This is a genomic window from Streptomyces sp. NPDC005566 (assembly GCF_040605575.1).
Classification (GTDB): domain Bacteria; phylum Actinomycetota; class Actinomycetes; order Streptomycetales; family Streptomycetaceae; genus Streptomyces.
The window spans coordinates 1-26,982 of record NZ_JBEXDB010000040.1 but is presented as its reverse complement, the minus strand read 5'-3'; the positions used below and the strand labels follow the sequence as shown (position 1 = coordinate 26,982).

Below are 26,982 nucleotides of genomic sequence, written 5' to 3'. Positions count from 1 at the left end.
GCCCCAACGAATATGAACACCGACACCACACCGCTAAACTCACGCTCGCTGCGTGATCAATAACCGCGTGCCCACCTTCACGGGGGAAGGCCCAACCGCAATCCGAGCAGGTGGCGTAGGCGGGCAGAAGTGCCATGGAGGTTGCCGAGCTTCCTCACCTCGTCCGCCTCAAGCTCCAGCCGGCCTGCGAGAGCAAGTACGGCGCCGTAGGGCCGTTCGCCCTCTTCGAGCTTCGCGGCAACGGCATCGAGGACAGCTCGAAGAACGACACGGTTCGCGCCGGGATGTTCTGCCAGCAATCGAAGGAGCCTGTTGTCGTTCCAGACGCTGTCTCGGGCCGTGCTCAGCTTCTGCAGGGCTACGGGCGGGGTGTGGGGATTGGCGGCCAGGGCTTGCCAGACGAAGGGGTACGGACATTGCGCGAGACGCTCCAGCGCAACGCTGTCCTTCTCGGCATGCGCCAGTGCGAGGTGGTCGGCGGGCGTGGGCACGAGGATGGCCTCTCAGGAGCGTCGAAGCCGTCATCCTGCCACTGCATGTTGCCCTACCTGCCTCGACCATCATCTACGGGGCGACCCTTGGACGTTCTCTCACGTGGCAAGTTCCTCGGGTTCTCGTGGCAGCTCAGGGCACTGGCCGTGACCAGACTTTGGCTTTCCGGTCGTTGCGGTCCACGTAGGGGATCTTGAGGCCGCGAGTAGTCCATGGCAGGCTCATGCCGCATGATCGATGAATTCGCGAAGGACAACCTGCACGGGAGACTGCGGCGGGACCGCAGCGCGCTGCTCTGGAAGCTCGACGGCTTGTCCGAATACGACGCCCGCCGGCCATTGACAGCAACCGGGACCAACCTCCTCGGCCTCGTCAAACACGTGGCCAGCGTCGAGGCCAGGTACTTCGGCGAGGTCTTCGACCGCCCTTCCCCGGAACCGCTGCCCCGGTGGCAGGACCACGACGGCGGCGATCTGTGGGCGACTGAGGACGAGACCCGCGATCAGATCATCGAGTCCTACCGGCGCACGTGGGAACACTCGGACGCGACGATCAACGAGCTTCCCCTCGACGCCCCCGGCCACGTGCCGTGGTGGCCGGAGCCTCATACCGACACGAACCTGTTCGCCATCATGGTCCACGTCCTCGGCGAGACCAACCGGCATGCCGGGCACGCCGACATCCTGCGCGAAGACGTCGACGGCCGAACCGGGATGCGCCCCGAACATGAGATCCAGATCGATGAGGAAGCCCGCGCCGCCTACTACGCGAAGATCGAGCAGGCCGCCAGATCAGCCGCATCGATCAAAGCATAGAGTTCTGTGCCATGTGACTTGAGGTTCGAGCGGCATGATGGCGGCCGTGAGGGCTGATTTGTTGAAGCGTCTGGTTCCTGATGAGCTCTGGGAGCTTGTCGCCCCGCTACGGCCGTCGTTCGCGGCTCGACCGCAAGGTGGCGGGACCGCTCCGCGTGACGAGCGGGCGGTGTTCACGGCTGTGGTGTCCGTACTCGGCACGATTTGGTTCCTGTCTTGTCGTGAGTGGGGCGGGATACCCGTCACGTAGCGTGCACATCACAGAGACCTGACCATGAACCCGAGACGGGTTCCGGCTCACTTTCCGTGATCTGGTTACCGGGCGTTCGGGTATGCATGAAGTTGAGCTCGCAGAGAGAGGCCTATGTGGTCTGCCTGGTCAGCCGTAACTCGCTCCTGCTCCGGTCGCCGAAGCAGCTCGAAAATGCCTGGCCCACGATGTTCTGGTTGCAGATCTGCCATGCGCGGAACGATGTGGAAGTGCACGTGGGCGAAGCCTTCGGCTTCGGCAAATTGGACAATGTAGGTCTTGGCGCAACCAGTCATGCTCCGGAGAGCCCGGGAGAGCTCGACCTGCCATACACCTAGGGCAGTTGCCTCATCGTTGGTGAGGTCATGAACCGCGGTCACGTGGCACCGAGGCAGCAGTACCAGCCAGCCGGGCACTGTGGTGTTGAAGGCGTGCGCCACCCGCCAGTGCTGGTCGTACACCATGCACTCGCTTGGTGGGAGGTTGTCGAATTCTGCTTCCTTGCTGCATGTGTAGCAGTCGGGAGTCGTCATGAACTGAATCGTAGAACTGTGTCTCGGCGAAGTGCCTGTCGGCCTCAGTCGCCAGTCACACCCAGGAGAACCTTTTTCCGGAGGAGTTGGAAGCCGGCACGTCCGAATACTTGACGCCTGAGCATCTTGATGCGGTTGACGTGGCCCTCGACGACGCCTGAGTTCCAGGGGAGGGTGAGACCGGCGATAACGGCGTCACGGTCGCGGGCCATTCCTGCGGCGAGGGTGTGGAGGGCGTCTTGTCTCACGGCGGTGAATTGGTCCGGCAGGAACTCGCCCCGGCGCTCTGTGACCATGGTGGCGAAGGACCGGACGGGGCTGGTGAGTGCGTCGATTTCGGGGCAGCCGGCCCGGACGTGCTCCAGACGGAGCTGTTCGTTTTCGGAGAAGGTTTCCGGTCGGCGGAGGCCCAATCCGGCGACGATCTGGGGCGAGGGCGGACGGCCGTCCTCGTACCCGAGAACGATGGACCCCTGGACGGCCACGTCGGACTGTCGTCAGCTCAAACTCCGGGCCCGGCGACGGCGTACGACAAGGAGCGTGCCCGCACCTGTGGCCACTGCCGCGGCAGCCGCGCCCGTGATCGGCCATGTTGAGGAGCCGGTCTCTGCCAGGCTGCCGCCGTTCGTCGTTGTCCCGTTGTCGCCGGTCGACGACGACCCGCCGGCCGACCCGCCGGCCGAGCTGCCCGTCGAGCCGGTCGAGCCATCACCCGTGACGTCCAGCGTGATGTCAGCCTTGTCGTTGGCCTTGTCTGTGTCGAACGGCCGCGCTTCGGTGCTCAGCGCCACCGAGCCCTTGGCGTCCGCCACCCGCTTGTCGATCTTCAGCTTGAAGGTGTAGGTCTCTCCGCCGCCCTCGTTGACCGACCGCTGACTGGTGCCGCAGACGTACGCCGCACCCTTGGCCTCGCAGAACCCGTGGGGCTTGACGACCGACGTTCCATCGGGAGGTGTGACCACGACCGTGACGAGCCGGTCGCCCTCCCTCGTCAGAACCCAGGCGGGCCCGGCGTTGGTGAACGCCACCTTCATCGTCACCGTGTCACCGACGCTTCCCTTCAACGCGGCACCCGTCACCCGGTAGTCGGCGGTGTTGACCGAGGTGACGGGCACGTCGACGAACGGGGCGGACCCCTCGCCCCCAGCCTGCCTCTCGACCAGTTTCACCGCCGGTGCGGTTCCGGCCACCGGCGGAGTGCCGTTCTCGTCCGCCCCGGGATCGGCGTCCCCGACACTCACGCGAAGATCGTCGTTGAGCGCGCGGTCGAGTGCCTTGACACGGAGAGGCTTCTCGGGCGTGTACACGACGCCCGTCTCCAGCCCCTGGTCGAACGCGCACACCGCGATCCACCTCTCGGGCATCTCGTCGTAGGACGGGACCTGCTGTGCTCGGCAGTTGGAGGGAACCTCCGCGAAGTCGAGTCCACGGGTGACGGAGTAGGAGACCCACACCTTCTCGGCGGCCCCGGTGCCCCTGTTCGCCACGGTGACCGGCAGATCGAAACTGCTCCCCGGTTTCACCCCGTCGATGGGCTCGATGCCTCCAACGACCAATTCGGGTGCCGATTCATCACCGAAGGCGGCGGGAGCCGCGGCCAGCGCAGTCAGGCCTGCAGCGGCGACTGCGGCGACTGCGGCACGGGAGGCACGGCGGTTGTGCGGTGATATCGGCATGGAGGAAACCTCTGTTGGGACGCGGGCAAACGGATGGGGTCTTCCGGGAGAACGGCCCTTCGATCCCTAGACTCTTGCCGATCTCGAACGGTTGCACGTCGATTGCCTCCCAGCCATTGCACGCTGCTCTTGGGCAACGGGCAACGGGCAACGGGCAACGGGCATCGGGCAACGGGCATCGGGCATCGGGCATTGGGTATCGGGCGCGGCGAGGCTGTAGGGCTTCGTCGCGGTCTGAATGATGTAGCCGCTGAACGACTCGTTCGAGGTGATCGCCAGGTTGGTCACAGCTGGTGCCCCGCACCGGCCCGGTCGACGGCTGCGACGCGAAGCACGCTGTACGCCTGGCCCAATCCGACCCGGAAGCCCTTCTCGCGTCGGCCGCCCGGATCCGGGAGACGGGGACGAAGGGCGGAGAACGCCGACGCGACCGAGGACGATGACCCGACCGCCGCACGGTGACGCGTATCTCCTGACGAGCTTCCCCCGGCTTCGCGGCTGAGGTCGGCACGCGACCGGCGACCGAGCCCGTGCGGCACGTGATCGTCCACCGTCAGGCGGTGCCCTGCACGGAGGGAGCCGGGGTAACACCCTTTCCGAAGGCGCGCATGGCGAGGGCGCCGGCAAGAGGGCCGGGAGCCAGGAGGAGGAAGGCGTAACGCCAGCCGACGGCTTCGGCCAGGAGTGGGGTGAGCTGGATGCTGATGACGGTGAGGGCGAATCCGATCGCGGTCTGGCCCGTCAGGGCCGTCCCGATGTATCGCTGGTCGGCGACCTCGCTCAGGGCTGTCGAGAACACCCCTGAGTCCGCGATCACGGCAGCCCCCCACAGCGTGCAGAAGGCGAACAGGAGGAGCGGCGGTGCGTGGAAGAAGAACGGGGAGACCAGGCAGCACATGCCGCTGACGAGGAGCGCCGTCAGGGCGGCGGGAGCGCGGCCGAACCGGTCTGCGCCCCAGCCGCCGAGCAGACAGCCGACTGCCCCGCCGATCCCCATGGTGAGGAAGACCGTGATCTCCGGCGAGCCCGGGAGATCTTTCCTGGTGCCGGTCGCCAACAGGAAGAACGGGATCCAGGTCCACAGGGCGTACAGCTCCCACATGTGCCCGAAGTAGCCGAGGTTGGCCAGCCGCGGCCCGCGTGCGGTGAACATGCTCAGTGCGTAACGGGGGTTGCGGGCAGGGGCGCCCGGCGCTGCGTAGGGGCCGGGCCGGAGGAACAGCAGGGCGATGGCGGAGCCCCCGAGTCCGGCTGCTGCCGCGGTGACCAGGACACCCCGCCAGGGCAGGGATCCCAGCCCGGCGATGAGATGGGGAAGTGTGGAGCCAAGCGTCAGGGCCGCGATGAGAACGCCCATGGTCCTGCCCCGCCCGGCGCTGCCTGCCCATGAGGCCATGAGCTTCATGCCGGTGGGGTATACCCCGGCCAGGAACACCCCGGTCATCAATCGCAGCGGAACGGCGACGGCCAGCCGGTCGGCGGACAGGGCCAGCACCAGGGTGCATCCGGCGGCGGCCGCGGCACTGGCAGCGAGCAGGCCCTGGGGCGGGAGGCGGTCAGCCAGGTTCAGGGCAGTCGAGGCCACGGCCCCGGCGACGAAGCCGAGCTGCACGGAGGCCGTCAACCACACCGCGCCGCCGGCCGTGAGCCCCCAATCGTTCCGCAGGCTCGGCACCACCGCTGACATGGAGAACCACACAGCGAGGCCGAGCACCTGCACGACGGCGATCGCACCGCGCTGCACCCCGACGTTCACAGAAACCCACCTTTGACCAGTCCGTATCTCCCCGACCTTGCACTCTGTGGCCGAATGCAGACCCTACGGCTTCAGGAAGCCGAGTTCTGTGCGCCCTGCAGAGCAGGAAGCGACAGCCGTTCAAGCAGCCCGGGGCACGACCAAGTGATCAGGTTTCGGGGACACCGGCCCGGTCCTCGCCGGGGTCAGAGCGCGAGCTTGCTGAAATGGGTCCGACACGCCGCGGTCCAGTAGGTGATCACGTCGCAGCCCGGCGGAATGCACGGCGGGAACTTGCTGGGGAGCTCTTCGCCGACCAGGTCGGTGCCGAACGGGGAAACCACGCTGACCCAAAGGCCGAGATCGCGCCGGTGAAGGCCACTACGCGGTCGGAGTGCCGCGCTTCCGGACGCCCATCATCAACGAGTACGACAATGGCCCGCGTCCTGCTCAATGCGGATCAGGCTCTCTCCGATCGCGCCTACCGGGTCGCCCGAGCCGGCGGCTTCGCGGGCCGGGGCGGGCCGCCCACCTTGTCGATCATCACCCGTTTGCTCGATGCGCACGCGAGTGCTCAGTTCGTGGGACAGCTTCCGGAGTGGATGATCTGTGTCTCGCCGCTGCTTTCCCAGTGCAGGGCGACGACGTAGCGGGCATACCGCCATTCGTTGTTCGTCCTCGCCTCGGCCAGCAGCTTCCCGCAGCCCGCCTTCTCCACCACATCCGTCAGTTGGGACTGCTGTGCGCGGCCCCCGAGGGGTCCGTAGCCGTCTTCGGATGCCCATACGTACATTGCGTGCTCGACCGGGTCGAATCCGAGTTGGAGGGTTCCGGTGCCGAGGGGGTCGAGGCCTGCGTCGGCGGCTCTGGCATCCCACGCCGTATGGAGGGCCTTCACCGTGCCGTCCGCGACGCGGATTTCCTTCTTGTCGCTGCTGGGGATCCCGGCGGTTGCCAGGCCGGGTTCGTCGCCCTGCCATCTTCCGGCGATCTCGCGGACACACCCATCGGCAGCGTCCCCGAACCCGAGGACCGATGTGTCGTCCTCCTGCTCTCCATAAAGCCAGTACACGGTGAACCGCCCGTACGGCCACGCAGCGGGCCGCTCCTTCAGGTGGCGGGAGGCGATGGTGCAGGCGGCCATCTCGCCGACTCGGCGGAACAGGTCCTGGTGGTCTTCAGGAATCTGCGCGATGGGACCGGCGCTCACCACGACGGTTTGCACCTCGTGGTTGAAGGTGATCTCGGGGGTCGCATTCCCCCAACCCTTGGTAGCCAGCATCACTTTGGCGAGGTCCCGGATCTCCTGCGCGGCGGCCTTCTCCTCCGGGGTCTCGGCACGAACGCTTGCCGCCCACTCACCGGGACCCGGCTGGGTCTCGTCCTCGGCGCGCGTGTAAGCCGGGCTGGGCACCGAACCGAGCGCGTCTTTCACCGACCGGGCTGTCGGGGGGCCGGTCGTCTGGGTGGCGGGGGCGGGGCCGGCGTCGCGTGAGGGTGCGGACGCGGTTGTCGTGGTCCTGCCCGTGCTGTCGGGATGCGAGGGGAAGGCGAGGGCGCCACCTACGAGGCCGCCGATGACGGCGGCGGCGGCGATGGCGATGCCCGTCCGCTTCAGGGAGGAGGGGCGTGGGGAGTGCCAGACGGGATCATCCAGGGTGGGCATGTGCCACTCGGCCTGTATGAGGTCGCCGACCAGTGTCTGATCCATCCCGGGCGATGCGGGGAGCACCTGCGTGGTCTGGGAGGCCAGCAGGCCGGCGCACTTCTTGGCCGCGTCGTGGGCGGCAGGACGTTCGTCGGGGTCCTTGGCGAGGGCCGTCGTCACGATCTCCCGCAGCGTTTCAGGGACGCCGGTGAGGTCGGGTGCTTCTGACATGACACGGTACGCGACCGCGTCCGGTGCCCCCGTGCCGAAGGGGAGCCGCCCGGAGGCTGCGTATGCGATGAGAGCGCCCCAGGCGAACATGTCCCCGGCAGGCCCGGTAGTACCCGTGCGGTAGTGCTCGGGGCTGATCCAGCCCGGTGTCCCAGTCATCACGCCGGTGCGGGTGACAGAGGTGCCATCGGCGGCGTGCGCGATGCCGAAGTCCACCACACGGGGCCCGGAAGGCGAGAGGATGACGTTCTGAGGCTTCACGTCGCGATGCACCACCCCGGCCTGGTGGATTGCAGCCAACGCCTGCGCCGTACCGGCCGCGAAGGCGTACAGACTGCCGTCCACGAGGGGGCCGTGGGCGGCCAGGTACTGATTCAGGGTCGGGCCTGGCGCGTACGCGGTCGCGAGCCATGGAGCTGTGGCTCCGGGGTCCGCTGCCAGCAGTGGTATCAGGCACGGTCCCATGACACGGGAGGAGAGGGCGACTTCACGGTGAAATCTGGCTCGGAACTCAGGGTCTTGGGCATGTGCCGGGTGGACAACCTTCACAGCGACCCGACCACCCTGCGAGTCGAGCGCAGCGTGCACGGTTCCCATGCCACCCGAGCCGAGACGGCCGATGATCCGATAGGGGCCCACCCTCTTCGGGTCGCCTGGGCCGGCAGGCAGGACCCGCCCGCCGGAGCCGATAACGCTCACAGGGGTTGTCCTTCTACGTGTTCGAGCAGGGAAGAGGGCCGACCGTCAAAAGGCCCGTTCGGGACGAACTGAGAGAACTCTAGCCCCTGATGGAGCAAGGGAGAGCTGAGATCTCCACGTTCCACCACGAGCGGGCCATGGAAACCTGAAGAGTGAAGTGCCGGCGCCACCGGCACGCCCAGCGACGCGCCACCGGCTCAAGCCACGGCTTGACCTGGAAGGTTGTTGTCCGCCCCGCTGCCCCCTGATCCGGCCGGTTCGGCTTCTGGGTTCCCCTGGAATGGGCGCAGGAGCGAGTTGGGCCCCTCACATCGCCGGTCCATGACCGGGTGCCGCCCCGCACCCGCGCTACCGGCCCCCCGTTCCCCCGCGCGCCTGTCAGGCCGTCTCGGCAGCCGACGCAAGCGGACTCCACGACCACACAGAGGAGAGGTGCCCGCTTCACATCGGCGCCATCGAGGTCGCCGGCACCCCGTTCCGGGGATCACCTGGGACTTCGGCGACCACTCGATGCGCCACCGCGGTGATCGTCGCTACGGGCAGGTCTGTCCCGTGACTCCTCACCCTGGTCTCGTAGCCGGACGACGATGCGCTGGACGATCCCGTCCAACGCGCCCGGCGACGAGCACACGGACCGAGCGACAGAACCCGGCAACGACTCCGGCTTCGGGGAAGTCTCCGTAGCTGATGGCTCGTTACGCGCACGTCTTTGGTCGCCCCGACGATGCCGACCTGCGGCGTTGGCTGCTGACGCGTCTGGAGACCGCCAATGATCCCCGCGCGGAGCGGTACTGGCAGTTGCTGGCCGTGATCAACGGCTGGCCGGTCTCCGAGAGCCTGGCCCCGGTGTTCGACTGGTTCGTCCAGGCTCTGCGTGCCCGGGCGGGACAGTAGCGCGAGCCTCGATCGGGAAGCGGCATGGCCCAACCGTCCAGGTCATGCCGCGTGGGCCTCGGCGCGCTCGGCCAAGAGTCCGCGCTCGAAGCGGGCCTCGGCGCGGACCAGGGGACGAGGTGGGCGCCGTTGACGGCCTGCCAGCGGTCCTGGGCGGACTCGACGAGCTTGAACACCATGGCCAGGCAGGCTGCGCGGGAACCGGTGACCTTGGTGACCTTGGTGTGCAGCCGCACGGTGGCGAAGGTCGACTCGACGCGCTTGTCGTCGATGCGCGGTGCGCGAACCTCGACCGATCCGGCCGAGGTGGTGACCTGGCGGGGCCAGTGGTGGTCGTTGCGGACGACCGGGCGCCGACCACGCTCGTCACGCTCCCCGGGCAACTCAGCGACGTAGGAATCCACTTCCGCATCCAACGCGGCGGCGCGAATCCTCGCGGACGATCTCGTCGATCAGGGAGCCGTTTCGCGTGGAGGCGTCGTCATTCACTGGCGTAAGCACGAGCGTGCCTTCCCTACCGGCGCTGCAACGCCGGCTTACTCCGTGACCATCACAGGATCATTCGGGAAGGTGTGCCCTCTGCATGCCCTGTCGAGCTGATCCACAGGTACTGAAGCATTGCTCGTGACTGAGTTTGCCTCCGCTCACGGAGTGCCGGAGCCCCCGGCGCACAGCGCGTGGTCGATCAGGTCACTGGCCGCGTTCTCCTGCTCCACGATGTGCTGCTTGGTGTCGCCGCGTGCCTCGGACATGGAGACCACGGCGCTTCGCCTGCCGTCGTCGGTGACGCCGTTGAGAGTGATGTAGCCGCCGTCCCCGCCCTCGTGGCTCCAGTAGGTTCCTCCACAGGTCAAGGGGCGTTCGACCAGCCCGAGGCCGTAACGGCCGTCGGGCCACAGCTCTTGGACCTGCGCGCTCACGGGGACGGTCTGCTTCATCTCGGCGAGCTGCCGCGTCGGTAGCAGGCGGCCTGCGAGCAGCGCGCGGAAGAAGTCGTTCTCGTCCTGTGTGGTCGTGACCCACGAGAGGTTTTCGTAGTCCACCGGTACCTGATCGGTGACGTCCACCCGGGAACCGGGGCCGAAGAGCTGGTAAGCCTTGGCGTGCGGCCGGGGCAGGGTGGGCGAGGTGCCCATCCACCGGGTCCGATCGAGGCCGAGAGGGCGGAGGATGCGGCTTTCGATCTCCCGGCGGGCGGGATGGCCGGTGGCCTTCTGGATGATCATGTCGAGCAGGACGTAGCCGGTGTTGGAGTACTCCCAGCCCTTGCCGGGCAAGAAGCCCGGTGCGTGGGCCATGGCTCGGGCAACCAGTTGCTCGGGGCTGTAGACGTCACGGCGCTGCTGGTAGTACTCCGCCGGGGTGGTGTATCCGGGCAGGTCGTCGCGGATTCCACTGGTGTGCTGGAGCAGTTGGCGGATGGTGATCTGACTGCCGTCGTTGCCATGGCCCCGGACCACTCCTGGCAGCCAGTGGTCGACCGAGTCGTCCAGGGACAGCTCGCCCTCGGCCTCCAGTTGGAGGACCACGGTGGCGACCAGCGTCTTGGAGGTGCTGGCCATGCGGAAGTAGCCGTCGGAGGGGACCGTGCGGCCGGTGTTCAGGTCGGCGGTGCCGCTGGTGGCGACCGACTGCCGGCCGCCGGGTGCGATCACGCGGGCCTGAACACCGCTGACGCCGAGGGCGTGGATCGCCTCGGTGTCCTGGCGTAACTGCTTCAGAAGGGAGGGACCGGTGGGCTGGGCGACGGCGGGGGTCACCTCGGCGGCGAGCAGCGTAGCGATACCGAGTGCCATGGCGAGGTGCTTTCGCAGCGTCGAAGTCATGACTGGACGCTAGTTTCGCCCCCCAACGGGGCGCTATCCGGCGCACCCCAGGATCGGAAGGGGGATATCCCCCCATTGCGGTTCGCCACCAGTCCGGTGGCGACCTGCCGGGCGCGGTGTGACGGTTCTCGATCGGCGACCTGGTCGCTTCCAGAGGCCTGTCAGTCCTCCGCGCCGTCCTCGTCGTCATCGAGCCCGGCCGCATCCGGATCCCGTAGCGGGCGCAGGGTGCCGCCCGCCGGCTGAGTGGCGGTGAAGCCGTGGCGGCCCAGGACGTTGAGGTTCTTACTGCTTGAGAGGGGACAGCCGGGCCACGTCCTCGTCGCGGATCTCGTGGCCAGCAGCGTGACCAGCGAGGTGAGCAGGTCCTTCATGCGGGTGGTGCCGTCGCCCAGGTGCACGAAGGCGTCGAGGAACCCGGTCCAGGAGTGGACCTCGCAGAGCAGGTCCGGCAGGTCGATCTTCGGGAGCGTCTTCTCGACCCGCTTGCGCAGCCAAGCCGGCGACTTCGGCTCGCCGAGCTTCTCCACCTCCGAGAACCGGGCGACCGCGCGTGCGGGAACGTACGGAACTTCCGCCCCCACTCCGCAATTACCGCGCTGCACGAGTGGCCGGGTTCAGGCCTGGATCTCGCGCTGCCGAGGCACACGCATTGGGACCACGTATGCGGACTCCTCGATCTTCCCGGACTGCCGGTACATCTGCACCGCCGCGAACACGACTGGGTCGTGCAAGGCTCGATCGCTCCCGTGGGTGGCGTTCGCGAGGCCCTGCGCGGCCGGGGCATCGTCCAGTACGAACTGGACGGCCCGCCGATCCTCACTTTTGCCGCCGGCCACGACCTCTTCGGTGACGGTTCCGTCGTGCTCGTCGACCTCGCGGGACACACCCCTGGCAGCGTTGGAGTTCTGGCGCACACGGCAGCGGGCTGGGTTCTGCTCGCCGGCGACGCTGCCTGGCACACCGACCAGATCGACCTCATCCGCAAAAGGCCGACTACCCCGGCAAGCTCGCCGACGAAGACCGGTACGAGACCTTCCGGACGCTGCACCGCCTGCACGCCGTCAAGGACCGAGTCACGATCATCCCGACGCACGACCACCGCGCGGCCCGGCAGCTGCCGACTTGATCACTCAGAGGAACTCCTGCGGGCACACAGGCTGTCGTCCGGCACATAGGCCGATCCGATTCCGGTGCTGATGCCCGGTGGGCGAGGAACATCGGCTGTGTTCCTCCGGACTCCCGCCGGCTGTTTCCGGACGACGCGCGCGTCACCCTCTCCATCCCCACGCTTCCACCGACCTGATCAACGACCTTGGCAACCCCATGACCGCCGGGCGGGCTGCGGCACTGCGACGACTGCCGGCACGTCCTGGAGAAGCCGAGCCCGGTCGCCGCCGACGCCCCGACGATCACACACGGTCACCAGAGAGAGGGGCCCGACGAAGAACTGGCGACGGTTGAATGGCGAGCCCACCAGTACCGAGGCCGGACTCACTGTGACCACAACCGGAAGCCACCGGAGAACACGCGGCACCCGCGGCACCCCCTTCTCACCGTCGTCCTTCGCCAGGGCGGGGACCGGCGATCGAACTTACGATGGTTGGAGCCGGTGCGGGCAGTTCTCACAGCACGCAGGGCGGAGGAGCATGGCGCAGGCCACTGACGCAGGACGGACCGTCATTCTGACGGTGGACGACGACCCAGCGGTGTCTAGGGCCATCGCGCGGGATCTGCGGCGCAAGTACGGGGGCGACTACCGGATCGTGCGGGCCGAATCCGGGGAGTCCGCCCTCGAGGCCCTGCGCGAGCTGAAGCTGCGGGGCGATCTGGTGGCGGTGATCCTCGCCGACTACCGAATGCCGCAGATGAACGGCATCGAGTTCCTGGAGGAGGCCATCGGCGTGTACCCGGGGGCGCGGCGGGTGCTGCTGACCGCGTACGCGGACACCAACGCCGCCATCGACGCGATCAACGTCGTCGACCTGGACCACTACCTGCTCAAGCCCTGGGACCCGCCGGAGGAGAAGCTCTATCCGGTCGTGGACGACCTCCTCACCGCATGGCGCTCCAGCGACTTCCGACCGGTGCCCGCCACCAAGGTGGTGGGACACCGGTGGTCGGCGCCCTCCTCACGGGTACGTGAGTTCCTGGCCCGCAACCAGGTGCCCTACCGCTGGTATTCCTCGGACGAGCCCGAGGGCCGTCGGCTGCTGGAGGCGGCCGGTGCCGATGGCCGTCGCCTGCCGCTGGTCCTGACCCCGGACGGCACGGTGCTGACCGAACCGGAGTCGGCCGACCTCGCCGCGCATGTCGGCCTGGCAACCACGCCGACCGCCGACTTCTACGACCTTGTGGTGATCGGCGGCGGGCCCGCCGGGCTCGGCGCGGCCGTGTACGGGGCCTCCGAGGGACTGCGGACGGTGCTGGTCGAGCGGTCGGCGACAGGAGGCCAGGCCGGCCAGAGCTCCCGGATCGAGAACTACCTGGGCTTCCCCGATGGTGTCTCCGGTGCCCAGCTCACGGACCGCGCCCGCCGGCAGGCGACCCGTTTCGGAGCCGAGATCCTCACTGCCCGCGAGGTCACCGGGCTGGAGGCCAACGGCGCCGCGCGCGTTGTGCGCTTCTCCGACGGCTCGGCCGTCGCCGCTCACAGCGTCATCCTGGCGACCGGAGTGTCCTACCGGAAGCTCGGCGCCCCGGGCTGCGACGAGCTGACGGGGCGAGGCCTGTACTACGGCTCCTCGCTCACCGAGGCGCCGTCCTGCGAGGGGCAGGACGTGTACATCGTCGGCGGCGCGAACTCCGCCGGGCAGGCCGCCGTATTCCTTTCGAGGGGTGCGAAGTCGGTGACACTGCTGGTGCGCGGCGATTCCCTGACCGCGTCGATGTCCTACTACCTTGTGCAGCAGATCAAGGAGGCTCCGAACATCAAGGTCCGTGTCCGGACCGTCGTGAACGCGGCCGGCGGTGCCGAGCACTTGGAGCGCCTGACCCTGAGGGACGCGGTGACCGGCGAAAGTGAGGTGGTCGACGCGCAGTGGATGTTCGTGTTCATCGGCGCGGCCCCTCGGACGGACTGGCTCGATGGGACGGTGCTGCGCGACCGGAACGGTTTCATCCTCGCCGGGCCGGACCTGACTTCGGACGGACGGCCGCCGACCGGCTGGGAGCTCGACCGGCCCCCCTACCACTTGGAGACCAGTGTCCCCGGCGTGTTCGTGGCGGGTGACGCGCGCGCCCTGTCTGCGAAGCGCGTCGCGTCCGCCGTGGGTGAGGGCGCGATGGCCGTGATGCTCGTCCACCGGTATCTGGAGCAGTCATGAACGCACAGGTCATGCCGTGTGACCAGGCGGAGATCGGGTCGCTGTTCCTGTTCGAGAAGCTCTCCCCGCAGCAACTCGGGAGGCTGTGCGCCGAGGGCCGCGTGGAACGGTTCGAGCCCGGCCCCGTGTACGTCGAAGGCTCCCCGGCCACGTGCTTCTACGTGATGATCGAGGGCACCGTGGTCCTCTCCCGCCGTGTCGGCGGGCAGGATGTGGAGGTCAGCCGCACGTCACAACGCGGAGTCTATGCAGGCGCGATGCAGGCGTATCTGGGCGACCAGGTGCCCCAGACGTACAACAACTCGATGCGGGTGACGGAGCCGACCCGGTTCTTCGTCCTGCCCGCGCAGTCGTTCGCGAACGTCATGCAGGAGTGGTTCCCCATGGCGGCGCACCTGCTGGAGGGCCTGTTCTTCGGGTCCAGGAACACTCAGCGGGCCATCGGGCAGCGCGAGCGTCTGCTGGCTCTCGGCTCACTCTCCGCAGGACTGACGCACGAGCTCAACAACCCGGCGGCGGCCGCCGTCCGCGCGACGGCGACGCTGCGGGAACGGGTCGGCAGGATGCGGCACAAGCTATCCCTGATCACGCAGGGCACGTATTCGCGCGAGGCGCTGGCCTCGCTCATCGAGATCCAGGAACGCACCGCCGAACGCGTCGCCAAGGCACCGGCGCTGGGCGCTCTGGAGGCGGCGGACCGGGAGGACGAGATCAGCGACTGGCTCGACGACCACGGGGTGCCGGAGGGCTGGCGGATCGCACCCACGTTCGTGCAGGCGGGGCTGGACACGGACTGGCTGGAACAGGTCGCGTCGACTGTGGACGAGGAGATCCTGCCTGGAGCCGTCGGCTGGCTCAACTACACGGTCGAGACAGAGCTGTTGATGGACGAGATCGAAGACTCCACCAGCCGCATCTCGCACCTGGTCGACGCGGCCAAACAGTACGCACAGCTCGACCGGGCCCCGCACCGCAACGTCGACGTCCACGAACTCCTCGACAGCACACTGCTGATGCTGTCCGGCAAGATCGGCCCGCAGGTCCACCTGGTCAAGGAGTACGACCACTCCCTGCCGGAGGTGCCCGCCTTTCCGGCGGAACTGAACCAGGTGTGGACCAACCTCGTCGACAACGCGGTGCAGGCCATGCGCGGCACCGGCGGCGAGGGGACGCTGACGGTGCGCACGGCCCGGGAAGGCGACCGGCTGCTGGTGGAGTTCCGCGACACGGGCCCCGGGGTGCCCGAGGAGATACGCAGCCGGATCTTCGACCCGTTCTTCACCACCAAGCCGGTCGGCGAGGGCACCGGCCTGGGGCTGGACATCTCCTGGCGGATCGTCGTCGACAAGCATCACGGCAGCCTCGAGGTCGAGTCCGTGCCGGGCGACACCCGGTTCCGGGTGCTGCTGCCGCTGACCACCCCCCAAGCGGGGGCCGATGCCCGACCAGGAGACGGACCCAGGACAACCGAGGAGTCTTCATGACCGAGATCGATGGAATCGACCCAAGCGTCCCGCCCAGTGGCACCGGCTGCGCTGACTGCGACACGGCGGGCGGCTGGTGGTTCCACCTGCGGAGATGCGCCCGGTGCGGGCACGTCGGCTGCTGCGACTCCTCTCCCGGGCAGCACGCCAGCGCCCACTGGAGGGCCAGCGGGCATCCGGTGATGCAGAGTTTCGAGCCGGGCGAGGAGTGGTACTGGAACTTCGCCACCGGCGACCTGTACGAGGCAGGGCCGGTATTGACCCCGCCGGGTGACCACCCGGCAGACCAGCCGACCCCTGGCCCGGCCGACCGTGTCCCGCAGGACTGGCAACAGCTGCTGCACCGCTGACCGGAACACCCGCCGTGTCCGGGGGACCGGCGCGGACAGGCGCGTCCACACGTGCGGCACGGGGTGGAGCCCGAGTCCGCGGGGCCGCGAGCACATACCCCCTACCGGGTACCGCGAGGCTGTCGCCCAGTACGAAGCCACCCGGAGCGCCCTCCCTGCCGAGGTCACCGGCAGCGAACAGCGTGGCAGTATCGCGGTGATCGGGCGGGCCTTCGGAGCCGGCGCCCTCCCGATCGGCCGTGCCGCCAACGGTCCGCCGTCTTCCCCGACAGCGCCGCGGAACCGATCACGCATCACCGAACCCAGCGTGTGCTCCTGGACAGCAATGTGGTGATGTCCCCGCTGACCTCGGTGCCTACTACCCGGTGGTCCACCGGGCCGAGTTGCACATCGGTGGGCGCTTCGGACGACTGCTGGGATCTGCCGCGCCGCCCGTGTACCAGGAGCAGTGGCCTGGCCGACACCGCTCGGCCGACCTGAGTGTGATCCTTGCCGCCGGCCCCAGGCTGCAGGCCACCTCGGGCCGAAGAACGCACAGTGGAGCGTCCGCCAGTAGGTAGGGCGGGTCGCGACAAGTGGCAGCGGTGCAGGCACGGTTCACCCGATCATGGGGGTTCCTACGCTTCATGATCGCCGGGGGACTCGTGCCTGCCGTCCTATCAGGCGTTTTCGACCCGATCCCATGGCCAACCGCCCGGCCGAGGTGACGGGTGTGATCGGAGTACTGCTCGGCGGCAGCCGGGCACGTGGAGAGCACCGGCCGGAATCAGACCGGGATCTCGGCGCCCACTACTGTCGCCCTTAATTCGCCGGGGCACCGAGAGGGACTTTGTGTACGGTGCCCGGATGGCTTCTCAGCGTACCCTTCTGCCGCGCTCGACACCGGCCGCCTCGGGGATGTCGTCCCGCTCGATCGTCGCGCTGCTGGATCGGCTCGAAGCGCGATCGGGCGAGAGCCACTCCATCATGGTCGTGCACCATGGTCACGTCGTCGCCGAAGGCTGGTGGGCGCCGTACTCGGCCGACCGCCCGCACCTCCTCTACTCGCTGACCAAGTCGTTCACGTCGATCGCCGTAGGGCTCGCGATCGGCGACGGGCTGCTCTCGCTCGACGACCGTGTGGTGGACGTGCTGCCCGACCGCGTCCCGGCCGACGTCTCGGAGCAAGGGCGCCGCATCACCGTTCACCACCTGCTGTCCATGACGGCCGGGCACCCCACCGACAGCCTCGCCGAAGCCTGGGAGTTGGAGCCCGACGACTTGGTGAAAGGCTTCCTGCGCCTGCCGTTCGCCGCGGCCGAGGGAACGCGGCACGTCTACGACAACTCGACCACCTACATCCTGGCCCGAATGGTGGAACGGGTCACGGGCCGCGGTCTCCCGGAGTTCCTCGACGAGCGCCTGTTTACGCCGATGGGCATCGACCACGCCGAATGGGACCGGGTGGCCAGTGGCGCCGCCTTCGGATTCCACGGACTTCACCTCACGACCGAGGGCGTCGCCGCCTTCGGCGAACTCCTGCGGCGCGGAGGCATGTGGGGCGACCAACAACTCGTCCCACGCGGTTGGGTGGAGCTCGCGACCGGACGGCACATCGACAGCGAGTGGATCCTGGACGGATCGGACCAGGCGGACTTCTCCTACGGCTACGGCTACCAGTTCTGGATGTCGCGTCACGGCTACCACGGCCATGGCTCCTTTGCGCAGCAATGTGTGGTCGTCCCGTCCTACGACCTCGTCGTCGCCGTGACCGCCCAAGGAGAGTCCCAGGACGTGCTCGACGCAGTTCGGGAGTGCCTGCTGCCCGGCGTGGGTCACGCGGGAAGCACCCAGGACGACGAGATCCTCGCCGATCGTCTGCGGCAGCTTTCCTTGTCGCCGGTGCCGGGTTCGGCCGACCCGGGGCGTGAGGTCAGCGCGAGACTCGACGCCTCGGCCGAGAGGTCGGCTTTGCCCGACGGAACGACGGTCACCGTCGGTCCCACCGACGGCGGATGGCTCGTACGATTCGAGTCGCTCCTCGATATCGAGGTCGGCCACGGCGACTGGCGGGAGAGCGCCCCGCTGGGCCGGCCGATCGTCGCGGCCGGCGCCTGGCAGGGCAGCACCTACGTCGCCGATCTCTACGTCATCACCACCCCGCACCGCGTTCGGCTGGCCGTCGACGCCGACGCGGGAACCGCGACGGCGACCTGGAGCACCCTGCCCCTGACCGGCCCCAGCCTGGAGTTGCATGTGCGGTCGCCGCTTGTGACACGGCCAGACGTCGCGTAGGACCGCTGTCCGTCGACGCTGAGAGTGCGGGCCAGTTCGATTAGGTGGCTGGGGAGTTCGAAGGGGCGGACGCCTTCCTGTTTCCTCGCCTCCGATGACGACTGGCGGACGCCCTGAGGGAACTTGATCCGCGTTGCCTACGTCGAACGGCGGAACACGAAGGCCTCACCAAGGGCACGGTCTCGTACCCGTGCTGAGCGATGGCGAGGTCACTCGGCGTAGAGGAGGCACCTCTCCTCTTCGCAGCATCCACTGAGGGGGACACGTATGAGCTGGAGCGGGCGATCCACTGGCTTGCTGGTGGCGGCCATGGTGATGTCGGTAGCCGCGTGCACGGCCGGCGGCGGGGGCGGTGGGGAGGCCTCCTGCGCCAATCTGTACACCTACCAGGACGGATCGTATCTAGACGTGGCTCCACATGCGAAGTTCACACTCGGGAAGAAGCTCGGCGTCGCAACCCAAACACCCTGCGATGACACCGGCGCCCAGGGCGAGAGTGAGGAGCCGGTTCGGACGGCGACTGCCTACGAAGTGGATGGTATCTCTCCCGAGGTCGCCATCGCCATTGGGGACACAGCGAAGACGGCCACGCTCTTCGCCGTTCACTCCGGCAAAGAGGTCCCGTCCGAGGTGCAAAAACTGATCGACGGCTCCTGATCTGAAACGCGGGGTTCGGTGTGGTTCCAAAGCTGACGCCACACCGAACCCCGCGCACCGGACTGGGCAGACACGTAACGGTTGTTCGCAGCCTCGCTGTCCAGCTGGGCGCGTCCAGCACGCTCACAAGCGCTACAGCGGGCGTTCCAGGAGCGTGTCGGGTCGTGATCCATCTGCGCCTTTCGCCCTCGTCGAGCGGGCGGGTCCGGGAGTCCGTAGTGCATGACGCAGGAACAACTGACCGACGTGGAGTGGGAGTACGTCGAGAGGTACCTGCCGATCGGCGAGTACGGTCCGTATCCTGCACGGCTGCGGAAGCAGTTCGAGGGCGTGATCTGATGCTCGCGGGGCGGGCAGACAACCAAGGGACACATTGCCTGCGACCGCGATTGCCGACCGCTCGTGCCGGCCCGGACCGCGGGACAGGCTGTCGACAGTCCGCAGTTCATCCCGGTGCTGGAGAAGCTGCGGGTCCGCGGCCCGGCCGGCCGACCCCGCAGCCGACCCGACGCTGTCGCCGGCGCCAAGGCGTACTCCTCCCGCCACAGCCGCGCGTACCTGCCCAGACGAAACATCAAGGCCGTCATCCGGGAGAATAAGGACCAGACTGCCAACCGGAGGAAAGGGGGCCGCCGGGGCGGCCGACCTCTCACCCACGACACCGACCTGCACAAGGAACGGAATACCGTCGAGTGCCTGATCGGCCAGCTCGAGGCCTGGCGCGGCATCGCCACCCGCTACGACAGGACCCCGGGAAGTACCTTGTCGTCCTGCCACAACGCGCCTTGATGACATGGATCAAAGACCTCACCCAGCACGCTGATTGATCGCGACTCGATACGCGCTCTAGGTGTGGGTGCGGGTGGTGCCGAGGATTGCTGTGTGTTCGAGTACGTCCTCGAGTGGGTCGTCGATCTGGCCGGTCTGGATGAGGCCGACGTGGGGTGCATTGTGTGAGTGGGTGTGGGTTTCGTCGGCGTGCGCCGCTCCCGTGGACAGCCCCGCCGCCATGAGGGCGGCGCCGGATCCGAACAGTAACCGGGCCAGTGCTCGTGTCTGCTGTGTCTGCATTCTGCTTCTTCGTCCTTTTCTCAACCGATATGTCCGCCTGTTCATCTGTCTCAACCAGTGGCAGGTTCAAAGGTCACGCAAGATCATCCCCGCCTCGCCTCCCCGCCTCCCCGCCTCCTGTGTCGACCCGCCTCGCCCCGCTGGGGGTGGCCTTGCCTCGGCCCGGTCAAGGATTCCTCGGGCAGTCTCCCCGTCCCGGCCGATCCGTCCGGCACCGGTCTCGCTTCGCTTCGCGCGCTGCTGACTTGGCCCCGGCCGGTCAGGCCTGGCCCTGGCCGGTCAGGGTTCGCTGGTCGGGGGGTGTTCGCGGGTCGCTTTCATTCGGAGTGGTCCGCTCTTGCGTGGTCCCGTGTGCGGCGTGGGTTCCGTGCAGGGTCCCGGTCGCAGCTCTGCGTTCGAAATGGTCATGGACACGGCGCAACCGCAACCATGCGCGCGGCACAACCTTCTGTGCGTGTCGTGGGTCACATCAGGTGTGAGCAAACCGCTCTCCGAGGTACAAGGGGGAAATATGAGAATCACGCGTAATGTTGCGGCTGTTGGGGCGCTGACCGCTCTGGTGGTGGGTGCCACCACCGCGCTCAGTGCGACTGCCTCCGCCGCGCCGAACGTCACACCGCGGACTGTCTGTGGCAGCGCGTACAAGACCGTCAACTCGGTTCCCGTCGGGTCGCTGGGTACCGTCTACCTGACGTACAACTCCACGAACGGCAAGAACTGTGTTGCGACGATCCGCAACAACCCCGGCGCCGCCAAGAACATGTCCACGTACATCTACGTCCCCGCGACCGACGAGTGGGCCGGCGACTACGGGAACTTCACGTCGTACGCGGGTCCGGCCTACGTCTACGGCAAGGGCTACTGCGTCAGCTGGGGCGGCAACATCGACAACGTGTACGTGTCGGTGGAGAACTCCAACTGCGCCGCTCTGAGGGAGCACCGGGTCACTGAGATCCGCTGACCCGGCACAGCACACTGCTGCGCATCGCCGTGCCACCGCCACCCACAGCCCGACCTGGGTGAGCACTGCGGCTGAACGGCTGTCAGGAAGTCAGCTATGAGCCGCAGGTGGTGGTGCGGGACCTCGCAGCGTGCTTGGCAGGGCTGGGCCGGCGGCCGCCGGCCCAGCCCTGGACCATGGGCTGCAGGGTCGCTTCTCCCGGGCTGTCGGTGCGGCGGACCTACGGCCTCAACCCGGATGAGGCCAAGACGGACGCGAAGGATGCGTTCATCGTCGCCGACGCGGCCCGCGCGATGCCCATACGCTGCGGACCGTCACCTTTGAGGACGAGACGGTCGCAGAGCTGGAGATGTTCGTCGGCTTCGACGACGACCTGGCCGGCGAGGCCAGACAGGTCGCGAACCGACTCCGCGGCCTGCGCTCGCAGATCCGTCCTCACTGAAACAGGTGCTGGGGCCGCGGTTGCAACACCCGGCAGTTCTTGCGCTGCTGGCATGGTTCGGTTCACCTGGCCGGAATGGCAAGGCCGGTAGGCGCCGCCTGGTCATGCTGATGCGGTCGAAGGCACCGAGGATGGCCGAGTGGCTGGTCGAGGAGATCTTTGCCGCGCCGGACCAGCAGACCGTGACGGTCCCGGGATACCGAGCGGGCCGCGCTGATCGTCCCAAGCCTCGCCGGCTCACTGATGGCGTCCTTGACCCGGCAAACTCTTGGCCGGGCCGACCGAGGAACTGCTGGAAGCCCACCGCCTTTTGACAAGTCTCGGCCGTCGGTCACCTTGCCGCCTACGCGGGTCTCGCCCCGGCGACCCGGAGCTCGGCTCCTCGATCCGTGGTGAGCAGCCCCACCGGGAGAGGAAGCAAGCAGCTCAAACGCTGAGGGCTCTCGGCGCGGACCGGCCGCAGAACCTGAGCCGGAAACCTGAACTGTCGGTCAGGACCTCGTACGGGCCACGGCCGGCCGGCCCGCCAGGAGACAGGTACGGCCAACCGGCTACTAGACATCTATGGCCAACCCGTATGAGACGCCTGAGCCGACCCGAGCACCGGCCCGAACAAGGGCCTGCGTACCGGCCCACGTGCCTCCTGGCCGATACGCAACCTTGCGCACAGAACACAAGACCCCCCGTCTGCCGGGCCGGCGTTCAGGAGGGCCAGGAGCCCGCCTTTGCCCCCCTCGGGGTTTCTGGTCACTTGGGGATCGACGCGGTGAGGCGTTGCAGGGCGGCGTGGGCGGGCGGGCCCCAGGTGGGTTTGCCTCCGGGCCGGCCGCGGACACCGGCGTCTGCGATGTGGAGGGCGCTGAGGGCGCGCTGTACCGCCCACCCGCGGGCGCGGCGCAGTGTCGCGGCGTCCGGGTGCGGCCGGTAGGCCTGATGAAAGTGGTCGGCGGCGCCGTCCGGCAACAGAACCCAGGCGGCGGCGAGGTCGCAGGCGGGATCGCCGGCGAACATGTCACCGAAGTCGATCACGCCGGAGAAGGTGCCGTTCGTGGTCAGGATGTTGGCGGGATGCAGGTCGCCGTGGAGCCACAGTGCCGGACCTGCCCATTCGGGTGCGGCAGCGGCGTCTTCCCAGACCGCGCGGACTGCATCCGGGTTGCGGATCAGTCCCAGATCGACGGCCGAGACGAGCCCTCGGGCGAATTGTTCAGCGGTCTCGGCCAGCGGGCTTCCGCGGTCTCGGCCTGAGGGAGCCCCGTCGGGGGCGGGCTGGTGAAGGGCGGTCAGGAAGTTGGCCAGGGTGACGGCCGCGTCCGCGCCGCGCGTCGCGGGGGAGCGGTCGGCAGGCTCGCCCGGCACCCAGGTGGTCACCAGCCAGGGCCGTGGAAACCGGTCGGAGGGCTCACCAAGTCGCTGCGGGACGGGGACCTGCAGAGGAAGGCGCGGGGCGAGGACGGGCAGCCAGGCGTGCTCCTTGCGCAGCAGCTCATCCGCGGACTGCGTGGCCCACGGCAGCCGGACGGCGAGGTCGTCACCGAGCCGCCACACCTGGTTGTCCCAGCCTCGCGCTCCGAGCTTCACGGGCCGGTCGGCCAGGTCGGGGTGCTGGTCGTGCAGCAGATCCCGGACCAACTCCGCAGTGATCTCCAACTCGATGTGGGTCATGCGGGACAACCGTAGTCGCGTGGCAGCCCGGCCCGTTCCGTCGAGTCCGAAGTGGCAACGTTCACACTCCGCTCGCCCCGTCCCCTCCGTTCGCCCTCGCTTGCCGCACTTGGCGCCGCAGCTGTCTTGTCGGCGAGATTCAGCAGTAGCAGCCGGTCATCGGCCGGCTCGTGCATGTCGGAGAGGAGACGGCAGTCCCGTGGCGCCGAGACGGCCAGGCCGAACGGTGTGTGGTGGCGGGGCGGTCATGTCCCTGTGGTGGCACGGTTGCAGCTACGCTCCACCGATTCATCGGACGGTGTACCCGTCCCACAGCGGGCCGCCGGCCTGGTCCAGCACTTCGGCCACGACCGCGGCGAAGCCGTTCGTGTGCCCGGTGACTGCCTGCGTGGCGGCCTCGGTCAATGCGCGGTGCAGTTCGGGGTCGGCGGCAGCCAGCCGCCGCGACAGCCACTTGCCCGTGCCGAGCCAGTGTCCGCCGGCAAGCAGAGCCAGCTCCGAGGCACGTTGCAGCATGTGCGCGACCAGGTGTGTCCGCTCAGCAGGGTCTGCGCAGCCACGCAGGTCCTCGAGCAGGTCGGTCAGGACGTACCGCTGGTAGTCCAGTTCGCGGTCCGAGAGCGGCGCGGGGCCTGCAGCCCAGCGCTTTCGTGCCTCAGCCTGGAGAGATGCGCCCAGCCCGTTCGTGTCCGCGAGGAGCAACCCGTCGGCACACATGGAGAGCAGCGGTGAGTTCCGCTTCGCGGTCTCCTGGTCGGCGAACGTACGCCAGACAGCCTCGGTCTGCAGGAACAGCTCCACCGGCCAGCCGCGGTACAGCAGGTTCTCCCGGCTGGGAGCCGGCGGTCCGTCCAGCAGGACCACGATGTCCAGATCGGAGGTCGGTGTCCGGCGGTCGGTCAGCACGCTGCCGGCCAGGAAGGCCGCTCGGGCCGCGGGGAAACGGTCCCGCACCAGGTTGCGGGCGGTGAGCACGGGGTCGTCGTCCATGACCGCATCGTACGTACAGGCACCTCGATACCGCCCTGGCAGGAGCCCGCCGTGCCACCCCCCGGACGATCGGCGACCACCTGCGGCCGGAGCACCGCCGGCCCACGGGCCCCTCAATGCCGCACCTGGGGGTGTCCGGCACATCATCGACCGGTCAGCACCGGCTGTGTTCGGCGCCACGCTCACCCTGGCTGTCGACGAGCAAGGACCGCTCCGAGCGTCCCTGTCCTGAACGCCGGCCGACCCGAACCGCCGGGCGGTCGCCCGCCCCGGCCACGACGGCCTGCTGCCCGTCACCGTGAACACCGTCGCCCCCGCCCGGCCCTGTTGTGGAGACACCTCTCGGCGGGCGGACTCAGACATGCAGGGTGGGCCGGTACACGAGCTCCTGGATATCGCCGTCGAGCGTCCGGCGCTCGATCAACTCGAGGTCGAAGTCGGCCCCGCCCTGGAAGACCGGGTCCAGCCCGGTCCGGCCGGTGATCACAGGGAACAGCGTCACCTGGACACGGTCGACGAGACCGGCGGCCATCAGCGCCCGGTTCATCGACAGGCTGCCGTGCGAGCGCAACGGCACCCCGGACTCCTCCTTCAGCCGGGCCACGACATCGACCGCATCCCCGCTCGCCACGCTCCCGTCCGGCCAGTCGAGCGGTCCCTCCAGCGTGGTCGACACCACCGTCGCCGGCAGGCTCCGCATCCGCGTGACCCACGGGTCCCGTACCTCTGACTCCTCGCTGCTCGAAGCCAGCATCTGCGTGAACAGCCGATACGTGTTCGCCCCGAAGACCATCCGCTGTTCCCCGGCGTACAGGGCGAGGCGGTGGGCCAGGAGCTCGGGGCCCTGCTTGCCCCAGTAGCCGGTCCAGTCGCCGCCGGCGGCGCCGAAGCCGTCGAGGCTGGAAAAGACATCGAACGTATAGGTAGCGGTCATCACGCTCTCCTCGAATGCGGTTGACGGCGTTTCGGACATACGGACCGGCAGACGCAGCGGGAATCATCGCCCACAGACTCCCGAAGCCCGGCAGCCCCGGATCCAGCCCCCAGGGCTCCGCCACGGCCAGAGTCGTGGCAGGCCGGTGCGATCGGGGCACACGTTGGGCGGGAACCAGCAGGCAGGACGCCGGTCCACAGAAGCGACACCCGTGCGGCCACCGGCCTGACCTGTACTGGGCGCCGGTGGTGGAGCCTTCTGCTGCCGGTGGCAGGACACCTCGGATGATGTCCTGGCCGAAGGCAGGCAACGGCCCGCCGCACCGGGCCCGCGCCCGGACCACCCGACCGGTCGGCAGGAGACTCGCGCTGCTGGAGGGACGGCTTGGACGCCACCTGCTTCGGCTCGGCTTCGGCACGGGCGAAAGGGCTACGGAGCACCCCCGGGGACGCGGTTGCTCGACTCGTGGACCGGAGACGGACACCCGTCAACCGACGGTACTGCCGATGTCACCTACTGGGGCGGCTACGCGGACGCCGCCCACCTGCAGTTCGGCGGACAGTCCATCACGCAGCACGGCAGCCAGGTCCGAGGGTGGCTCGACCTCCCGCTCGATGACGCCCAGGCGCTCGCCGGTGCCCTCAACGCCTGGGAAGGCGACGAACAGGGCCGGGGCGTCATGGTCGCCCTTGACGAGCACACCGACTTTCACCGCTTCACACGGGCGAGCTGGACCCACCCGCTTCGCATCGGCGCCATCGAGGTCGCCGGCATCCCTATTCTGGGGATCACCTGGGACAGCGGCGACCACTCGATGCGACACCGCGGTGAACGGCTCTTCGGGCAGGTCTGTCCCGTGACTCTTCGACCTGGCATCGAGGGCCGGACAACGATGCGCTGGACGATCCCGCCCTACGCGCCCGACGACGACCACACAGGCTGAGCGACAGAGTCCGAGGACGAGTCACCGTGACCACAGCCGGAAGCCACCGGAGCTCACACGGCACCCGTTCCTGACCATCTCTGTCCCACCCACTGAACGACCTCACTCGCCGGATCGACTGATCCGACCGGCGACGCCCCCCCCGGCAAGCTCACACGCCGGCCACCACCCCCGACATGCCGCAGGCGGGACACGAAGATCACGATCTGCACCCGGACCACCAACTGACCGCAGCACGCCCGGCGCTTCGCCGCAACGCACTCGATTGCGTGATCACGAAGCCCCGGCAGCGCACTCCCGCGTCACGCCAACGAGCGTGTCAGCCAGACCACTTCACCGTTTTCCTCCATGGAAACGCGATCCCGCTCGAACCCGAGCTTCTCAAGGACTCGGAGCGACGGCGTGTTCCACGCGCCGACGGTCGACCAGAGCCGCTTCCGCCCGGTCGCGGCAGCGGCATCGAGCACCGCGCCGGCCGCCTCGGTGGCATAGCCACGGCCATGAGCACGCTGGAACAGCTCATACGCGATCTCGGGCTCCTCCATGGTCGAGCGGCCGATGATCAGCCCGCAGTAGCCGATGAAGTCGCCCTCGTCACGGCGCTGGATGGGCAGCAGGGCCATCCCCGTAGTCGCCGTCGCAGTGAGCAGCTCCGCGATGGACGTCCGGATGTGCTCAACCGTGGGGATTCCTTTGCCGCGTTCGGAGAGGAGGGCGCAGAACTCAGCGGCGTCCGATTCGGCCCACGGCCGCAGTATCAGCCGCTGGGTCTCAAGGTGGAAAGGCATCGTCGCGAACGTGGTCATGCTCCCACTCTGCCCCACGCATCATCAGCAACCACGGTCGGAGCAACAGCGAGTAGAGCCACCGACCCGAAGAACTCGCCACACGGCCCTGCTGGAGGCCGGCGGCTGGTACAGGGGTGCTGTGGAGCAGGTGGCCGCTGCCCCAAGGAGCGAGTAGATCACCGAGTGAGTGGCCCGGGCGGGGGGCCGGCCCGGGCGCGCGCGGGGCGGGCAGCCAGCCCACCAACGGATAAGACCACACATAAAAACACACACAACCACACCGAGAAAGATATACGGT

At 68.3% G+C, this 26,982-nt stretch carries 20 protein-coding genes and 8 pseudogenes; 14 read left to right on the top strand and 14 right to left on the bottom strand.

The annotated features are described in order from the left end of the window. Positions 1-77: 77 nt before the first annotated feature. Positions 78-491 carry a hypothetical protein gene (locus tag ABZS61_RS34225; protein ID WP_356430245.1) on the bottom strand — a complete coding sequence of 138 codons (414 nt, stop codon included), beginning with the start codon at positions 489-491 and terminating at the stop codon, positions 78-80. Between the two features lie 231 nt (positions 492-722). Here ABZS61_RS34225 and ABZS61_RS34220 point away from each other — a divergent pair, with 231 nt between their 5' ends. Then, positions 723-1,307 carry a DinB family protein gene (locus tag ABZS61_RS34220; protein WP_356430242.1) on the top strand — a complete coding sequence of 195 codons (585 nt, stop codon included), beginning with the start codon at positions 723-725 and terminating at the stop codon, positions 1,305-1,307. Positions 1,308-1,622: 315 nt separating this feature from the next. On the opposite strand, the gene ABZS61_RS34215 is transcribed toward ABZS61_RS34220, so the two are convergent. The 5 genes and pseudogenes from ABZS61_RS34215 to ABZS61_RS34195 all read right to left on the bottom strand — a co-directional run bounded on the left by ABZS61_RS34215 (position 1,623) and on the right by ABZS61_RS34195 (position 8,079). Further along, on the bottom strand, positions 1,623-2,090 hold the full coding sequence (locus ABZS61_RS34215; protein WP_356430239.1) for an HIT domain-containing protein: 468 nt from the start codon (positions 2,088-2,090) through the stop codon (positions 1,623-1,625). Between the two features lie 44 nt (positions 2,091-2,134). After that, positions 2,135-2,311, bottom strand: a pseudogene (locus tag ABZS61_RS34210) (ISL3 family transposase); the annotation flags it as partial. A gap of 276 nt (positions 2,312-2,587) precedes the next feature. Continuing rightward, positions 2,588-3,766, bottom strand: coding sequence for a hypothetical protein (locus tag ABZS61_RS34205; RefSeq protein ID WP_356430236.1), 1,179 nt, complete (start codon positions 3,764-3,766; stop codon positions 2,588-2,590). A gap of 553 nt (positions 3,767-4,319) precedes the next feature. Continuing rightward, positions 4,320-5,522, bottom strand: a complete 1,203-nt coding sequence (locus ABZS61_RS34200; RefSeq protein WP_356430232.1) for an MFS transporter — start codon at positions 5,520-5,522, stop codon at positions 4,320-4,322. A 553-nt stretch (positions 5,523-6,075) separates the two neighbouring features. Further along, positions 6,076-8,079 (bottom strand): protein kinase, encoded by a 2,004-nt coding sequence (locus tag ABZS61_RS34195; RefSeq protein ID WP_356430230.1) that lies wholly within the window; start codon positions 8,077-8,079, stop codon positions 6,076-6,078. 684 nt (positions 8,080-8,763) lie between these two features. On the opposite strand from ABZS61_RS34195, the pseudogene ABZS61_RS34190 reads away from it, so the two are divergent. Further along, positions 8,764-8,973 (top strand): annotated as a pseudogene (locus ABZS61_RS34190) (MerR family transcriptional regulator); the annotation flags it as partial. Positions 8,974-9,015: 42 nt separating this feature from the next. On the opposite strand, the pseudogene ABZS61_RS34185 reads toward ABZS61_RS34190, so the two are convergent. The 3 genes and pseudogenes from ABZS61_RS34185 to ABZS61_RS34175 form a co-directional block, all read right to left on the bottom strand. Continuing rightward, positions 9,016-9,230 (bottom strand): annotated as a pseudogene (locus ABZS61_RS34185) (IS256 family transposase); the annotation flags it as partial. A 387-nt stretch (positions 9,231-9,617) separates the two neighbouring features. Continuing rightward, a complete protein-coding gene (locus tag ABZS61_RS34180) occupies positions 9,618-10,799 on the bottom strand; it encodes a serine hydrolase domain-containing protein (RefSeq protein WP_356430227.1) in 1,182 nt (393 codons plus the stop codon). Positions 10,800-11,137: 338 nt separating this feature from the next. Beyond that, positions 11,138-11,320: pseudogene (locus ABZS61_RS34175) on the bottom strand (hypothetical protein); the annotation flags it as partial. A gap of 69 nt (positions 11,321-11,389) precedes the next feature. Here ABZS61_RS34175 and ABZS61_RS34170 point away from each other — a divergent pair. The 8 genes and pseudogenes from ABZS61_RS34170 to ABZS61_RS34135 all read left to right on the top strand — a co-directional run. Continuing rightward, positions 11,390-11,977 (top strand): MBL fold metallo-hydrolase, encoded by a 588-nt coding sequence (locus tag ABZS61_RS34170; protein ID WP_356430248.1) that lies wholly within the window; start codon positions 11,390-11,392, stop codon positions 11,975-11,977. 471 nt (positions 11,978-12,448) lie between these two features. Continuing rightward, positions 12,449-14,125: an FAD-dependent oxidoreductase gene (locus ABZS61_RS34165; protein WP_356430224.1), complete on the top strand. Its 1,677-nt coding sequence runs from the start codon at positions 12,449-12,451 to the stop codon at positions 14,123-14,125. Next, positions 14,122-15,609, top strand: coding sequence for an ATP-binding protein (locus ABZS61_RS34160; protein ID WP_356430221.1), 1,488 nt, complete (start codon positions 14,122-14,124; stop codon positions 15,607-15,609). Before ABZS61_RS34165 ends, ABZS61_RS34160 begins: the two co-directional genes overlap by 4 nt. Continuing rightward, positions 15,606-15,959 (top strand): UBP-type zinc finger domain-containing protein, encoded by a 354-nt coding sequence (locus tag ABZS61_RS34155; RefSeq protein ID WP_356430218.1) that lies wholly within the window; start codon positions 15,606-15,608, stop codon positions 15,957-15,959. Before ABZS61_RS34160 ends, ABZS61_RS34155 begins: the two co-directional genes overlap by 4 nt. A gap of 682 nt (positions 15,960-16,641) precedes the next feature. Next, positions 16,642-16,752, top strand: a pseudogene (locus ABZS61_RS34150) (nucleotidyltransferase domain-containing protein); the annotation flags it as partial. Between the two features lie 53 nt (positions 16,753-16,805). Then, positions 16,806-18,233, top strand: a complete 1,428-nt coding sequence (locus tag ABZS61_RS34145) for a serine hydrolase domain-containing protein (protein WP_356430215.1) — start codon at positions 16,806-16,808, stop codon at positions 18,231-18,233. A 267-nt stretch (positions 18,234-18,500) separates the two neighbouring features. Then, positions 18,501-18,890 carry a DUF6281 family protein gene (locus ABZS61_RS34140; RefSeq protein WP_356430211.1) on the top strand — a complete coding sequence of 130 codons (390 nt, stop codon included), beginning with the start codon at positions 18,501-18,503 and terminating at the stop codon, positions 18,888-18,890. Between the two features lie 306 nt (positions 18,891-19,196). Beyond that, a pseudogene (locus tag ABZS61_RS34135) lies at positions 19,197-19,717 on the top strand (transposase); the annotation flags it as partial. 19 nt (positions 19,718-19,736) lie between these two features. Here ABZS61_RS34135 and ABZS61_RS34130 read toward each other — a convergent pair. After that, positions 19,737-19,961, bottom strand: a complete 225-nt coding sequence (locus ABZS61_RS34130; protein ID WP_356430208.1) for a hypothetical protein — start codon at positions 19,959-19,961, stop codon at positions 19,737-19,739. Between the two features lie 511 nt (positions 19,962-20,472). On the opposite strand from ABZS61_RS34130, the gene ABZS61_RS34125 reads away from it, so the two are divergent. The 3 genes and pseudogenes from ABZS61_RS34125 to ABZS61_RS34115 form a co-directional block, all read left to right on the top strand. After that, a complete protein-coding gene (locus tag ABZS61_RS34125) occupies positions 20,473-20,922 on the top strand; it encodes a spore-associated protein (protein ID WP_356430205.1) in 450 nt (149 codons plus the stop codon). A 179-nt stretch (positions 20,923-21,101) separates the two neighbouring features. After that, positions 21,102-21,607: pseudogene (locus ABZS61_RS34120) on the top strand (transposase); the annotation flags it as partial. A 134-nt stretch (positions 21,608-21,741) separates the two neighbouring features. After that, positions 21,742-21,801, top strand: a pseudogene (locus ABZS61_RS34115) (hypothetical protein); the annotation flags it as partial. A 310-nt stretch (positions 21,802-22,111) separates the two neighbouring features. On the opposite strand, the gene ABZS61_RS34110 reads toward ABZS61_RS34115, so the two are convergent. The 3 genes from ABZS61_RS34110 to ABZS61_RS34100 form a co-directional block, all read right to left on the bottom strand. Further along, a complete protein-coding gene (locus ABZS61_RS34110) occupies positions 22,112-23,029 on the bottom strand; it encodes an aminoglycoside phosphotransferase family protein (protein WP_356430202.1) in 918 nt (305 codons plus the stop codon). Between the two features lie 288 nt (positions 23,030-23,317). Then, the gene (locus tag ABZS61_RS34105; protein ID WP_356430199.1) at positions 23,318-24,019 is read right to left on the bottom strand and encodes a nucleotidyltransferase domain-containing protein; all 702 of its coding nucleotides are present in this window, start codon (positions 24,017-24,019) and stop codon (positions 23,318-23,320) included. A gap of 355 nt (positions 24,020-24,374) precedes the next feature. Further along, positions 24,375-24,953 carry a dihydrofolate reductase family protein gene (locus tag ABZS61_RS34100; protein WP_356430196.1) on the bottom strand — a complete coding sequence of 193 codons (579 nt, stop codon included), beginning with the start codon at positions 24,951-24,953 and terminating at the stop codon, positions 24,375-24,377. Between the two features lie 454 nt (positions 24,954-25,407). On the opposite strand from ABZS61_RS34100, the gene ABZS61_RS34095 reads away from it, so the two are divergent. Beyond that, positions 25,408-25,896, top strand: coding sequence for a hypothetical protein (locus ABZS61_RS34095; RefSeq protein ID WP_356430193.1), 489 nt, complete (start codon positions 25,408-25,410; stop codon positions 25,894-25,896). A 302-nt stretch (positions 25,897-26,198) separates the two neighbouring features. Here ABZS61_RS34095 and ABZS61_RS34090 read toward each other — a convergent pair whose 3' ends face one another. After that, a complete protein-coding gene (locus tag ABZS61_RS34090; RefSeq protein ID WP_356430191.1) occupies positions 26,199-26,702 on the bottom strand; it encodes a GNAT family N-acetyltransferase in 504 nt (167 codons plus the stop codon). Between the last annotated feature and the right edge of the window lie 280 nt (positions 26,703-26,982).